The sequence below is a fragment of the Clavibacter lycopersici genome (genome assembly GCF_003576405.1).
Taxonomy (GTDB): domain Bacteria; phylum Actinomycetota; class Actinomycetes; order Actinomycetales; family Microbacteriaceae; genus Clavibacter; species Clavibacter lycopersici.
Map to the genome: position 1 here is coordinate 1 of NZ_QWGT01000062.1, position 12,881 is coordinate 12,881.

At 73.7% G+C, this 12,881-nt stretch carries 14 protein-coding genes and 1 pseudogene; 11 read left to right on the forward strand and 4 right to left on the reverse strand.

Translation table 11 applies throughout. From position 1 onward, the window contains the following. Nucleotides 1-94 precede the first annotated feature (94 nt). The gene (locus DZG00_RS06235; RefSeq protein WP_012299972.1) at nucleotides 95-787 is read right to left on the reverse strand and encodes a response regulator transcription factor; all 693 of its coding nucleotides are present in this window, start codon (nucleotides 785-787) and stop codon (nucleotides 95-97) included. A 53-nt stretch (nucleotides 788-840) separates the two neighbouring features. Here DZG00_RS06235 and DZG00_RS06240 point away from each other — a divergent pair, with 53 nt between their 5' ends. From DZG00_RS06240 to DZG00_RS06255, 4 genes are all read left to right on the forward strand, one after another. Continuing rightward, entirely contained in the window at nucleotides 841-1,107 is a 267-nt protein-coding gene (locus DZG00_RS06240) for a hypothetical protein (RefSeq protein WP_119383086.1), read from the forward strand. 171 nt (nucleotides 1,108-1,278) lie between these two features. Further along, entirely contained in the window at nucleotides 1,279-1,878 is a 600-nt protein-coding gene (locus DZG00_RS06245; RefSeq protein WP_119383087.1) for a heme-binding beta-barrel domain-containing protein, read from the forward strand. Continuing rightward, nucleotides 1,868-3,022: a CAF17-like 4Fe-4S cluster assembly/insertion protein YgfZ gene (gene ygfZ / locus DZG00_RS06250; RefSeq protein ID WP_119455467.1), complete on the forward strand. Its 1,155-nt coding sequence runs from the start codon at nucleotides 1,868-1,870 to the stop codon at nucleotides 3,020-3,022. The genes DZG00_RS06245 and ygfZ overlap by 11 nt, the downstream gene beginning before the upstream one ends. Continuing rightward, nucleotides 3,006-4,127, forward strand: coding sequence for an FUSC family protein (locus DZG00_RS06255; RefSeq protein WP_119455468.1), 1,122 nt, complete (start codon nucleotides 3,006-3,008; stop codon nucleotides 4,125-4,127). Before ygfZ ends, DZG00_RS06255 begins: the two co-directional genes overlap by 17 nt. Here the strand turns inward: DZG00_RS06255 and DZG00_RS06260 are convergent. Further along, the gene (locus DZG00_RS06260) at nucleotides 4,124-4,936 is read right to left on the reverse strand and encodes a class I SAM-dependent methyltransferase (protein ID WP_119382066.1); all 813 of its coding nucleotides are present in this window, start codon (nucleotides 4,934-4,936) and stop codon (nucleotides 4,124-4,126) included. The two genes, DZG00_RS06255 and DZG00_RS06260, sit on opposite strands and share 4 nt — an antisense overlap. Before the next feature lie 35 nt (nucleotides 4,937-4,971). Here DZG00_RS06260 and DZG00_RS06265 point away from each other — a divergent pair, with 35 nt between their 5' ends. Further along, nucleotides 4,972-5,727, forward strand: a complete 756-nt coding sequence (locus tag DZG00_RS06265; protein WP_119382067.1) for a phosphoglyceromutase — start codon at nucleotides 4,972-4,974, stop codon at nucleotides 5,725-5,727. Between the two features lie 103 nt (nucleotides 5,728-5,830). On the opposite strand, the gene phoU is transcribed toward DZG00_RS06265, so the two are convergent. Further along, complete coding sequence (gene phoU / locus DZG00_RS06270) at nucleotides 5,831-6,484, reverse strand: phosphate signaling complex protein PhoU (RefSeq protein ID WP_012039182.1); 654 nt, start codon at nucleotides 6,482-6,484, stop codon at nucleotides 5,831-5,833. A 204-nt stretch (nucleotides 6,485-6,688) separates the two neighbouring features. Here phoU and DZG00_RS06275 point away from each other — a divergent pair, with 204 nt between their 5' ends. Beyond that, complete coding sequence (locus DZG00_RS06275) at nucleotides 6,689-7,852, forward strand: sensor histidine kinase (RefSeq protein WP_119382068.1); 1,164 nt, start codon at nucleotides 6,689-6,691, stop codon at nucleotides 7,850-7,852. Then, nucleotides 7,849-8,529: a response regulator gene (locus tag DZG00_RS06280; protein WP_086514252.1), complete on the forward strand. Its 681-nt coding sequence runs from the start codon at nucleotides 7,849-7,851 to the stop codon at nucleotides 8,527-8,529. Before DZG00_RS06275 ends, DZG00_RS06280 begins: the two co-directional genes overlap by 4 nt. Before the next feature lie 84 nt (nucleotides 8,530-8,613). On the opposite strand, the gene DZG00_RS06285 is transcribed toward DZG00_RS06280, so the two are convergent. After that, complete coding sequence (locus DZG00_RS06285; protein ID WP_119382069.1) at nucleotides 8,614-9,180, reverse strand: hypothetical protein; 567 nt, start codon at nucleotides 9,178-9,180, stop codon at nucleotides 8,614-8,616. A 165-nt stretch (nucleotides 9,181-9,345) separates the two neighbouring features. On the opposite strand from DZG00_RS06285, the gene DZG00_RS06290 reads away from it, so the two are divergent. The 4 genes and pseudogenes from DZG00_RS06290 to DZG00_RS06305 all read left to right on the forward strand — a co-directional run. Beyond that, nucleotides 9,346-9,828 (forward strand): CarD family transcriptional regulator, encoded by a 483-nt coding sequence (locus DZG00_RS06290; protein WP_119382070.1) that lies wholly within the window; start codon nucleotides 9,346-9,348, stop codon nucleotides 9,826-9,828. A gap of 44 nt (nucleotides 9,829-9,872) precedes the next feature. Beyond that, nucleotides 9,873-11,105 carry a 2-C-methyl-D-erythritol 4-phosphate cytidylyltransferase gene (gene ispD / locus DZG00_RS06295; RefSeq protein ID WP_119382071.1) on the forward strand — a complete coding sequence of 411 codons (1,233 nt, stop codon included), beginning with the start codon at nucleotides 9,873-9,875 and terminating at the stop codon, nucleotides 11,103-11,105. 83 nt (nucleotides 11,106-11,188) lie between these two features. Next, on the forward strand, nucleotides 11,189-12,643 hold the full coding sequence (gene cysS / locus DZG00_RS06300; protein ID WP_119455469.1) for a cysteine--tRNA ligase: 1,455 nt from the start codon (nucleotides 11,189-11,191) through the stop codon (nucleotides 12,641-12,643). Further along, nucleotides 12,633-12,881 (forward strand): annotated as a pseudogene (locus tag DZG00_RS06305) (23S rRNA (guanosine(2251)-2'-O)-methyltransferase RlmB); the annotation flags it as partial. The gene cysS and the pseudogene DZG00_RS06305, both read left to right, overlap by 11 nt.

Here is a 12,881-nt window from a genome sequence, read left to right on the forward strand (position 1 = left end):
GGCGAGCGCGAGGGCCGCGCGGACGGCGTCGGGTGCCGGTTCCACCTGCGCGACGCGCGTGGCGTCGGGCTCGGGGGCGCCGGGCGCCGGGGACTCAGGCTCCTGCGGGGGCGGGAACGCGCTCACTGTCCTCCTCGTACACGTTGAAGCGGTAGCCGACGTTGCGCACCGTGCCGATGAGCGACTCGAGGTCGCCGAGCTTGGCGCGCAGGCGCCGGACGTGCACGTCCACCGTGCGCGTGCCGCCGAAGTAGTCGTAGCCCCACACCTCGCTGAGGAGCTGCTCGCGCGTGAACACCCGCGACGGGTGGCTCGCGAAGAAGCGGAGCAGCTCGAACTCCTTGAACGTGAGGTCGAGCGGCTTGCCGTGGACCTTGGCGGAGTAGCTGGCCTCGTCGATGACCACGCCCGACGCCTGGATCTTGCTGCCCGTGTGCTCGAGCGCGGCGCGGCCGATGACGAGGCGCACGCGCGCGTCGACCTCGGCGGGGCCTGCGGAGTCGAGGATCACGTCGGTGGCGCCCCAGTCGGCGCTGACCGCGGTGAGGCCGCCCTCCGTGAGCACGAGGATGAGCGGCGTGCCGCCGCCCGTGGTGGTGAGGATCTTGCACAGCGACTTGGCGCTCGCCAGGTCACGGCGCGCGTCGACGAGCACGAGATCGGCCGCGGGGGCGTTCACGAGGCTCGCGGCGTCCGCCTGGATGTGCCGGGTGCGGTGGCTGAGGAGCCCGAGTGCCGGGAGCACGTCGGTGTCCGCGGACGAGGTCAGGATCAACAGCTGGGCCACAGGGATCCTCCATGGATGAATTCCCCCCATGATACGTGGGGCAGGATTGCAGGGTGACCTCCCCTCTGCGCAGCCTCGTCCCCGTCTGGCTGGCCGCCGCCGTGGGCGCGGTCGTGGTGGCGGTGTCGGTCGGCCCCGCCGCGGCCCCGCGCTGGTTCCCGCTCGTGCTCGCCACGTGCGTCGTCGCGACGTTCGTGATCCAGCTGGCGCTGCCCCGCAAGACCGGCTTCGTCGACCGGGCGATCGGCAGCGTGGTCGGGGCCGTCCTCGTGCTCGCGGCGGCCACCGCCGTCGTGCTCCTCGTGCCCGTCGCCGCCTAGACCGGCCGGTCGGATCCGGCCGCCCGTGGGGTAGATTGAGCCCATGTCGTCGCTGCTTGCTCTGGAACTCTTCTTCACCGGACTGCTGGTCCTGGCGAGCCTCTCCATCGGCTGGGTGTCGCTCGTCGTGGTCTACAACCTCTTCCGCGGCCAGCGCTGACCGCGCGCCGCATGATCGAGATCCCGACCGGCCTCCCCGCCGAGCTCGTCCCGCTGTCCTGGCTCCTCGGCGTCTGGGAGGGCACCGGCGTCGTCGAGTACGCCGTGGGCGACGAGGTCGTCCGCCGTGAGTTCGGCCAGCGCATCAGCTTCAGCCACGACGGGCTGCCGCATCTCAACTACTCCTCCTACGCGTGGGTCGAGGGCGACGACGGCCCCGTGCCCTTCGTGACCGAGACCGGGTACTGGAGGCTGCGTCGCCGCGTCACCGACGGCGACCCGGGGCCGGCGATGCTGCCGCCCACCGGCGATCGTCCGTTCACGACGGCCGAGGAGGTCGAGACGCTCCGCAACGCGGACGGCGGCTTCGACGTCGAGGTCGCGCTGGTCCACCCGGGCGGCGTCAGCGAGCTCTACGTCGGCCAGGTGAAGAGCGCGCGCATCGACCTCGCCACCGACGCCGTGCTGCGCACCGAGGGCGCCAAGCCGTACACCGGTGCGACGCGCCTGTACGGGCTCGTCGAGCGCGACCTCCTCTGGGCGTGGGACATCGCGGCGCTCGGTCAGCCGCTGCGCACGCACGCCTCCGGGCGGGTGTCGCATGTCGACTGACCCGGATCCCGTCGTCCCCCGCTCCCCGTTCCTCGACCTGCCGGGCGCGGTCGCGGCCGTCGCGCCCGACGAGGGCGTGCCCGCGCACCTCGGGTCCCTCGTCGCGGAGCAGCGCGCGCTCGCCGCGGGCACCGCGATCGTGGATCTCTCCCACCGCGCCGTCCTCTCCGTCACGGGGGAGGACCGGCTGACCTGGCTCGACTCCATCACCAGCCAGTCGCTCCGCGGCCTCGCGCCCGGCGACTCCGCCGAGACCCTCTTCCTCGACCAGAACGGCCGCCTCGAGCACGCGGTCGGCGTGCTCGACGACGGCGTCAGCACGTGGCTCCTGCTGGGCGCCGGCGACGCGGGGTCCCTGCTCGCGTACCTGCAGCGCATGCGCTTCATGCTCCGGGTCGAGCCCGCCGACCGCACGGCCGAGATGGCCGTCGTCGGCACGATGGGGGAGCCCGACCTGCCCGTCGCCGCCCCCGCGGGCGTCCCGCTCGTGTGGCGGGATCCGTGGACGCACGTCGTCCCCGGCGGCCACCAGTACGCGGCCGCCGCGCCGCACCCGGGTGAGGCCTGGAGCTGGAGCGAGCGCCTCGTGCCGCGGTCCGAGCTGCCGGCGCTCGCTGCGCGGGCCGCGTCCGGCGACCTGCCCGTCGCGGGCGTGCTCGCGGCCGAGGCCCTGCGGATCGCCGCGTGGCGCCCGCGCTTCGCCACCGAGGTCGACGACCGCACCATCCCGCACGAGCTCGACTGGCTCCGCAGCGCCGTGCACCTCAGCAAGGGCTGCTACCGCGGCCAGGAGACGGTCGCCAAGGTGCACAACCTCGGCCGGCCCCCGCGCCGCCTCGTGCTGCTCCAGCTCGACGGATCCGACGCGGTGCTGCCGGGCCCCGGATCCGATGTGCGGCTCCCCGCCGCTGCCGACGGCACCGCGGGCGAGGTCGTCGGCTCCGTCACGTCGAGCGCGCTGCACCACGAGCTCGGCCCGGTCGCGCTCGCGATCGTCCGCCGCAACGTGGATCCCGCGCTCCAGCTCGAGGTGGTCGTCGACGACGTGCGCGTGCAGGCCGCGCAGGACGTCATCGTGCCCACCGACGCCGGCCGCTCCGCCGACGTCCCCCGCCTGCCCCGGCTCGGTGCGGTCCGCCGCTGAGCGCGCGCGGGAGCGGTCGGCCCGTGCCGCCCGCACCCTGAGGCACCGGGCGGACCCGCGCGCCGCGCTCCTGCGCCTCTGGGGATCCGCGCCCGCCGCCCTGCAGATCGCCGTCGCGGCCACCGGCGGCTGGGCCTTCGCGCACCACGTGCTCGGCCACGACACCCCGCTGCTCGCGACGACCGTCACGATCACGAGCCTGGGCTTCGTCCGCGACGCCAGGCCGGTGCGCGTGCTCGAGACGGCGATCGGCATGACGGTCGGGATCACGCTCAGCGAGGTGCTGCTGCTCGGCATCGGCCGGGGCGCGTGGCAGCTGTTCGTCATCATCCTGGCGACGCTGCTGGTGGCGCGGCTGCTGTCGTCGAACGCCGCGTTCGCGGTGGCGGCGGGAGTGCAGGCCGTCCTCGTCGCCCTGCTGCCCGCGCCGCCAGGGGGCGTCTTCGTGCGCAGCGTCGACGGGCTCGTCGGCGGCGCCGTGGCACTGCTCGCGACGGCGCTCATCCCGCGGGATCCGCGGCGGCAGGCCCTGCGCGAGGCGCGCCGCGTCTTCTCCGAGTGCTCCTACGCGCTCACCTCGCTCGTCTCCGCGCTGCGGCTCGGCGACGCGACCGCGGCCGACCGGGCGCTCGACCGGCTCCGGCGCACGCAGCCGCTCGTCGACGCGTGGAGCGCCGCGGCCGACTCGGCGCTCTCGATCGCGCGCATCTCCCCGTTCCTCCGCCGCCACCTCCCGGAGCTGCGCGCCCAGCGGCGCGTGCTCGACGGCATGGACCTCGCGGTGCGGAACCTGCGCGTGATCTCCCGGCGCATCGACTTCCTCGTGGTCGACGGGGTCCGGCGACCGGTGCTCGCGGAGCTGCTCGCCACCGTCTCGAACGGAGTGAACCTCCTCGGGCAGAGCCTCTCGGACCCGTCGGCCGCGCCGCTCGCCCAGCAGAACCTCGTGCTCGTGGCCGTGCGGCTGGATCCGCGCGAGCTCATCCCCGGCGCCCCCGTGGGCGAGGTCATGCTCGTGATGCTGCTGCGGCCGCTGCTCGTCGACCTGCAGGTGGCGGCGGGCGTCGACGCGGACACGGCGCGGCGGGCGCTCCCCGCGGTCTAGGCGGGTGCGACCGCCGACCACGGCACCGTGAGCTCGCCGAGCCGCCAGCGGGACGGGCCGGCCTGCACGGGGATGCCCGCGTCGCGCATCCGCTCGACGGCCCCGAGCCACCGCTGCCGCGGGCCGTACACGCCGAGCGGGGCGCTGAGGATCCAGCTCCGGTCGAGCAGCGCGAGCACCTCGTGCACGCGCTCGCCGGGCACGTTGCGGTGGATGAGCGCCTTCGGCAGCCGCTCGGCCACGATCGACGGCAGCTCCAGCCCCGCGAGCCGCAGCGAGATCGTGAGGCTGCGCGGCCCGTCCTCGCGCACGTCCACCCAGCTCGCGACGCGGCCGATCTCGTCGCACGTGCCCTCCACCACGGATCCGCCGGGCGCGAGCCGCGACGCCATGCGCGCCCACGCGGCGGGCACCTCGGCCTCGTCGTACTGCCGCAGCACGTTGAACGCGCGGATCACCGTGGCGTGCTCGCCGCCGGGCAGCGGCACCTCGAAGCCCCCGCGCACGAACGTCACGCGCTCCCTGGCCTGCTCGTCGGGCCACGCCGCGAGCTGCTCCCGGGCGCGCGCCACGCGACCCGGCTCGATCTCGATGCCCACCACGCGCACGTCCGGCCGCGTGGCCCGCAGCCGCCGGTGCATCTCGAGCGCCGTGATCCCGCTCGCGCCGTAGCCGAGGTCGACCACGAGCGGGTCCCGCGCGGTGCGCAGGGAGTCGAGGGTCGCGATCCACCTGTCGACGCGCCGGAGGCGGTTCGTGTTGGTCGTCCCGCGCGTCACGGAGCCGACGGGGGAGGCGGCACCCGGCATGGGTCCAGTCTCCCATCGCTCGGTAGGCTGGCGGCATGGCTGACTCCCGCACCCTCGTCCTGCTGCGTCACGGCAACAGCGACTGGAACCAGAAGAACCTGTTCACCGGATGGGTGGACGTCGAGCTGAGCGAGCAGGGCGTCCAGGAGGGCCAGCGCGCCGGCGAGCTCCTCGCCGAGTCCGGCATCCTCCCCGACGTGCTGCACACCTCCGTCCTCATCCGCGCCATCGACACCGCCAACATCGCGCTCAAGCGCGCCGGCCGCTCGTGGATCCCGGTCCAGCGCACCTGGCGCCTCAACGAGCGCCACTACGGCGCGCTCCAGGGCAAGGACAAGGCGCAGACCCTCGCCGAGTACGGCCCCGAGCAGTTCGCCACCTGGCGCCGTTCCTTCGACGTGCCGCCGCCCCCCATCGCGGATGACGACGAGTACTCGCAGTCGCGCGACCCGCGCTACGCCGACCTCGGCGACGCGCTGCCCCGCACCGAGTGCCTCAAGGACGTCATCGAGCGGATGCTGCCCTACTGGGAGTCCGACATCCAGCCCGACCTCGCCGCGGGCCGCACGACGCTCGTCACCGCCCACGGCAACTCGCTGCGCGCGCTCGTGAAGCACCTCGACGGCATCTCCGACGCGGACATCGCCGAGCTCAACATCCCCACCGGCATCCCGCTCGTCTACCGCCTCGACGAGGACTACCGCCCGATCGTCCCCGGCGGCGAGTACCTCGACCCGGAGGCCGCCGCCGCGGGCGCCGCCGCCGTGGCCGCGCAGGGCTCCAAGAAGTAGCGCACCCCGCATCACGACGAGAGCCCGACCGGATGATCCGGTCGGGCTCTCGTCATGTCACCGCGTCGCGGCGGGCCGGCGGCGGTGCGCCGTCGGGCGGGGATCAGGCGTCGGCCTGCACCCAGTCGCCGGTCGCGAGGTACTGCACGGTCTTCGCGATGGACACCGCGTGGTCGGCGAATCGCTCGTGGTACCGGCTGGCGAGCGTGGAGTCGACCGTGTCGACGGCCGCGCCCTTCCAGGTCTCGCCGAGCACCTTGTCGAAGACGCTGAGGTGCAGCTCGTCGATGCGGTCGTCGTCGTTGCGGATCTCCTCGGCGAGCTTCGGGTCCTCGGTCGTGAGGAGGTCCGTGAGCTTGCGGGCGATCGCGACGTCGAGCTGGCCGAGCTCGAGGAACGTGGGGCGCAGCGACTTCGGCACCACCTTGTCCGGGAAGCGGTAGCGGGAGAGCTGCGCGATGTGCTCGGCGAGGTCGCCCATGCGCTCGAGCGACGCGCTGATGCGGAGCGCGCTCACGACGATGCGCAGGTCGCGGGCGACCGGCTGCTGCCGGGCGAGGATGTTGATCGCGAGCTCGTCGAGGCTCGTGGCGAGCTCGTCGATGCGGCGGTCCTGCTCGATGACGGTCTCGGCGAGGCTGACGTTCGACTCGTTGAACGCGCGGGTCGCGTTCTCGATGGAGATCGCGACGAGCGCGGAGATCTCGATGAGACGCTCCTGGACCTCGTGGAGCTCCTGCTGGAACACTTCGCGCATGGGGGACGTCCTTTCAGGCCGCCCCGCTGGGAGGGGCGGGGTGGTTCTCGGGCAGGGCGGACCCCGGGTGACGGGCCCACGTCCTCCGACTGTGGTCATGCGAGGTTAACGCACGGTGCCGCTGAGCTGAATTCGCGGCCTCGCGGCCCGGATGAGGGGGCCGCCCGGCCGGGACGGCCCGACGCCGTCTCCTAGTGTGGGCGCATGGACACCGGTGCGTTGGTGCTCGTCTGCCTCCTCATCGGACTGGCGGTCGGCGCGGGATTCGTGTGGCTGCTGCACCACGCGGCGGACCGCGGCGACCGCGCCGTCGAGATCACGAACCCGGTCGTGCCCGACGGCGTCGACCAGGTGCTCGAGGCCCTGGAGTCGGCGGGCATCGTGCTGGATCCGTCCAACAACGTCATGAAGGCGTCGCCCGGGGCCATCTCCTCCGGCCTCGTGTTCCACCAGGCGCTGGTGCACCCCGAGCTCGTGGCCATGGTCGACCGCGTGCGCCGGTCCGGGGAGTCGCTGGCCGAGGAGGTGTCGCTCGCGCGCGGCCCGTTCGGCGCGGCCGAGTTCCAGATGCACGTGCGCGTCGCCCGCCTCGGCACCCGCTACGTGCTCCTCCTCGCGCAGGACCGCACCGAGTCGCACCGGCTCGACCAGGTGCGGCGCGACTTCGTGGCGAACATCAGCCACGAGCTGAAGACGCCCATCGGCGCGGTCGGGCTCCTCGCGGAGGCGCTCGACTCGTGCGCCGACGACGCCGTGCAGGTGCGGCGCTTCGCCGCGCGGCTGACCACGGAGTCGGCGCGGCTCGCGCGCATCACGCAGGAGATCATCGAGCTGTCGCGGCTCGAGGCGTCCAACGCGCTCGAGAAGGCGGAGCGCGTCGACGTCGACCACGTGATCAGCGTCGCGCTCGACCAGGTGCGCCTCGGCGCCGAGCTCCGCGGCATCGAGCTCGCCCGCGGCAAGCGGTCGCGCTCCACCGTCTACGGCGACGAGGCCCTCCTCGTGGTCGCGGTCGCCAACCTGCTGAGCAACGCCGTCAACTACTCGCCGGACGGCTCCCGCGTCGGCATCGGCGTGCTGCTCGAGGACGGCGCCGTCGAGATCGTCGTCACGGACCAGGGCATCGGCATCCCCGAGGACGAGCAGGGGCGGATCTTCGAGCGCTTCTTCCGCGTCGACCAGGCCCGCGCGCGCGACACCGGCGGCACGGGGCTCGGGCTCAGCATCGTCAAGCACGTCGTGCAGAATCATGGCGGCGACGTGCGGGTCTGGTCCCGGCCCGGCCGCGGCTCCACCTTCACCATCCGCCTCCCCGAGGCATCGCAGACGCCGGCGCTCGCCGGTACGGACATCGGAGAACCCACGTGACACGCATCATGCTCGTCGAGGACGAGGCGTCGCTCAGCGAGCCGCTCGCCTTCCTGCTCCAGCGCGAGGGCTACGAGGTCGACGTCGTCGAGGACGGCCCCGCCGCGGTGGCCGCGTTCGACAAGGACGGCGCCGACCTGATCCTGCTCGACCTCATGCTCCCGGGCCTCCCCGGCACCGAGGTGTGCCGCGAGATCCGCACCCGCTCGGCCGTGCCGATCATCATGCTCACCGCCAAGGACTCCGAGGTGGACATCGTGGTGGGGCTCGAGCTCGGGGCCGACGACTACGTGACCAAGCCGTACTCGACGCGCGAGCTGCTCGCGCGGATCCGCGCGGTGCTCCGCCGCCGTGTCGAGGTCGACGACGAGCCGCTCAACGTGCTCGAGGTCGGGTCCGTGCGCATGGACGTGGAGCGGCACACGGTCGAGGTCGACGGCCGCGAGATCGCGATGCCGCTCAAGGAGTTCGAGCTGCTCGAGCTGCTGCTGCGCAACGCCGGGCGCGTGCTCACGCGCGGCCAGCTCATCGACCGGGTGTGGGGGTCCGACTACTTCGGCGACACCAAGACGCTCGACGTGCACATCAAGCGGATCCGCTCCAAGATCGAGCGCGAGCCGTCCGACCCCGTGCTCCTCGTCACCGTCCGCGGGCTGGGCTACCGGTTCGAGGCGTAGGCCGCCACCGCCGCCCGCCGGCACGACGGAGGCCCCGTCCCCCTGAGGGGCGGGGCCTCCATCATGCGCGGGCGCGGGACCGCGTCAGTTCGTGCTGTCCTCGAGGCCCTCGTCGCCCTCGGTCGTGCCGGGGGTCGTGGTGACGGTGGTGTCCGGCGTGGATCCGGTCTCGCCGGGGACCAGGTTCGTGTACGTCTCCTGGTCGCCGTTGAGGACCGGGACGTCCATCTCGACGCCCTCGGCGTCGCCGTACTGGATGTAGATCTTGGTGAGCGAGCCCGGCGTCGGGTCGACCGAGTCGAACGTGATGCGCTGGGAGTCCTCGGCGCCGAACTTCGTGAGGCCGGGCGCCGCCGTGACGGTGCGCGTCTCGCGGTCCGTGCCGCCCTCGGTCGTCTCGTGCTGGAACGACACGCGCTGGCTGGAACCCGAGTCGTTCACGAGCGTGACGACGAGGCTGGCGCCGGCCACGGATCCGCCCTCGGTGAGGAGGATGGCGTTGCGCACCTCGACGTCGCCGACCGTGGCGTCGAAGCCGTCGGACGGGAAGTAGGAGATCTGCGTGGCCTGGGGCGTGATGAACGTGCACGACGACGTGCCGACCGCGATCAGGGCCGCGAGGACGATGGACGATGCGGTACGCGCTCTCACGGGACCCTCCGGTTGTCGCGCGGGGCCGGCGCCGGGGCGTCCGGGGGCGTCCGCGCTGGATCAGCTGACCCCCTCAGCCTACGGGATCGCCGGGGCGCGCGGCCGCCCGGGGCGTGCGCGACCCGGCTGGTAGCCTGGAAGGCGATTGCACAGAACGGGGAACCCATGCTCTTCGAGGTCGGCGAGACCGTCGTGTACCCGCATCACGGGGCGGCGACCATCATCGAGGTGAAGAAGCGCGTCATCCGGGGCGAGGAGAAGCTGTACCTCAAGCTCGACGTCAACCAGGGCGGGCTGCAGATCGAGGTGCCGGCGGAGAACGTCGACATGGTAGGCGTCCGCGACGTCATCGGGCGCGAGGGCGTGGAGAGCGTCTTCGCGGTCCTGCGGACCGAGTTCACGGAGGAACCCACCAACTGGTCGAGGCGCTACAAGGCGAACCTCGAGAAGCTCGCGTCGGGCGACGTGCTGAAGGTGGCCGAGGTCGTCCGCGACCTGTGGCGCCGCAACCAGGACCGCGGCCTGTCCGCCGGCGAGAAGAGCATGCTGCAGAAGGCGCGCGGCATCCTCGTGGGCGAGCTGGCCCTCGCCGAGAAGACCGACGAGGAGCACGCGTCCACGCTGCTCGACGAGGTCCTCGCCTCCTGATCCGCCCGGCCGTCGGCGCGCGGTGCCGCCGGTAGCCTGACCGCATGAGCCACGACCCCGTCGTCCCGTCCGCCGCCGCACCCGCTGACGGCGCGCCGGACGGGCCCCGGCTGGGCGTCGTCGTCGTCGCCGCGGGCAGCGGCACGCGGCTGGGCGCGGGGATCCCGAAGGCGCTCGTCGAGGTCGGCGGCGTCACGCTGCTGGCCCGCTCCCTGTCCTCCGTCCTCGGGCTCGCGGAGGAGGCGCACGTCGTCGTCGTCGCGCCGGACACGCACCTGGCGGAGACGACCGCGATCGTCGACGCCGTCGCGGGGGCGGCACGCGGATCCGTCGCGGTGGTCGTCGGGGGAGCGACCCGGCAGGGATCCGTGCGGGCGGGCCTCGCCGCGCTCGCCGCATCCGTCGACGCCGTCCTCGTGCACGACGCCGCGCGCGCGCTGACGCCCACCGCCCTCTTCGCCGCCGTGACGCACGCGGTCCGCACCGAGGGCGCCGGCGTCGTCCCCGGCCTGCCCGTCACCGACACCGTGAAGCGCGTGGATCCGGCGGGGGAGTGCCTGGGCACCGTCGACCGCAGCGACCTCGTCGGTGTGCAGACCCCGCAGGGCTTCCCGCGCGCTGCCCTCGACGCCGCCTACGCGCGTGCGGCAGCCGAGCACACGGACGACGCGGCCCTGTTCCAGGCGTCGGGCGGCCGCGTCCGCGTGATCCCCGGCGACGCGCTCGCCTTCAAGGTCACCACCGAATGGGACCTCCGTCGCGCGGAGGAGCTCGTCGCCCGGGACGCGGGCGCGGGATCCGCCGCCTCCCGCCTCCGCTCGGGCATCGGCACCGACGTGCACGCGGTCGACCAGAGCCAGCCGCTCTGGCTCGCGGGCCTGCACTGGCCGGGTGAGCCGGGCCTCGCCGGTCACAGCGACGGCGACGCGGTCAGCCACGCGATGTGCGACGCGCTCCTGTCGGCCGCGGGCCTCGGGGACATCGGCGGGATCTTCGGCACCGACGACCCCGAGCTCGACGGCGCCCACGGCGAGGTCTTCCTGCGGCGCACCGCGGAGCTCGTCCGCGGCGCCGGCTACCGGATCGTCAACGTCGCCGTCCAGGTCATGGCCGTCCGCCCCAAGCTCTCGCCACGTCGGGCGGAGGCCGAGCGGATCCTCTCGGCCGCCGTGGGTGCGCCCGTCTCGCTCGCCGGCACCACGACCGACGGGCTCGGCTTCACCGGGCGCGGCGACGGCGTCGCGGCCGTCGCGACGGCCCTCGTCGAGCGCCTCTGACCGCGCCGCCGCCCTGGCCGTCGACCGCCCTCCCGCCCCGTCACCCGGCGGGGGTGCGGATGCGCGCTGACTAGGATCTGTCTGTGACCCTGCGCCTCCATGACTCCCGGACGCAGTCCCTGCGGGACTTCGTGCCCCTCGTCGACGGCAGGGTCGGCATCTACGTCTGCGGCCCCACCGTGCAGTCCGCGCCCCACATCGGCCACCTCCGCTCCGCGCTCGCGTACGACCAGCTGCGCCGCTGGCTCGCGTACCGCGGGCTCGACGTCACGCTCGTCCGCAACGTCACCGACATCGACGACAAGGTCATCGACAACGCCCGACGCGGCCAGGAGGCCGGCGGCACCGAGGAGTGGTGGGCGCTCGCCTACCGCGTCGAGCTCGAGTTCTCGCGCGCGTACGCGGCCCTCGGGATCCTCCCGCCCAGCTACGAGCCCCGCGCCACGGCGAGCATCGGCGAGATGCAGGCGATCATCGGCCGGCTCGTCGAGCGCGGCCACGCCTACGCGGCCGACGACGGATCCGGCGACGTCTACTTCGACACCGCATCCTGGCCCGAGTACGGCGAGCTCACGCGCCAGCGCGCCGCCGACATGGAGGCCGCCGCGGACGCGGATCCGCGCGCCAAGCGCGACGTGCGCGACTTCGCCCTCTGGAAGGGCGCGAAGCCCGGCGAGCCCGCGAGCGCGTCGTGGCCGTCCCCGTGGGGCGCCGGTCGCCCCGGCTGGCACATCGAGTGCTCGGCCATGTCCACGCGCTACCTCGGCGCCGAGTTCGACATCCACGGCGGGGGCCTCGACCTCCGCTTCCCGCACCACGAGAACGAGCTCGCGCAGTCGCGTGCTGCGGGGGATCCGTTCGCCCGCTACTGGCTGCACAACGGCCTCGTCGCCGTCGCCGGCCAGAAGATGAGCAAGTCGCTCGGCAACTCGCTCTTCGCCGCGGACCTGCTCGCCTCTGCGCGTCCGGTCGTGGTCCGCTACTTCCTCGGATCCGCGCACTACCGCTCGACGCTCGAGTTCCACGACGGCGCGCTCGCCGAGGCCGAGGCCGCCCTCGACCGCATCGAGACCTTCCTCGACCGAAGCGCCCGGCGCCTCGCCGGCACGCGCTTCCAGGCGGCACCGGCCGCCGCGGACGGCTCGCCCGCCGCCGTGCCGGACGAGTTCGCCGAGGCGATGGACGACGACCTGAGCGTCCCGCAGGCGCTCGCCGTGCTGCACGACGCCGTCCGCGCGGGCAACGCCGCGCTGGACGCCGGCGACCTCCAGGAGGCCGCGTCGCTGCGCGCCGACGTCTCCGCGATGGTGGCCGTGCTCGGGATCGACCCGCTGGCCGACGAGTGGCGCACCGCGTCCGACCAGCCCGCGCGCCGTGCGCTGCAGGCGCTGGTCGAGCACCGCATCGCCGAGCGACAGACCGCGCGGGAGGCCAGGGACTTCGCCCTCGCCGACCGCATCAGACAGGAGCTGGCCGAGGCCGGCATCACGATAGAGGACTCGCCTGGCGGGTCGCATTGGAGCATCGATGGCGAATAAGCCCAGCCGCTCAGGCGCGGTACGGAAGACCAAGAAGGGCCCGCTCAAGGGATCCGGAGGGCAGGGCAGGCAGGCCCTCGAGGGCAAGAAGCCCACGCCGAAGGCCGAGGACCGGCCGTACCACCCCGCCGGCAAGCGCAAGCTCGCGAAGGACCGGTACGAGGCGGCGTCCGCGGGCGCGAACCGCGGCCGCGACGAGCGCGCGGAGCGCTCGCCCGCACCGCGTTCGGCCCCGCCG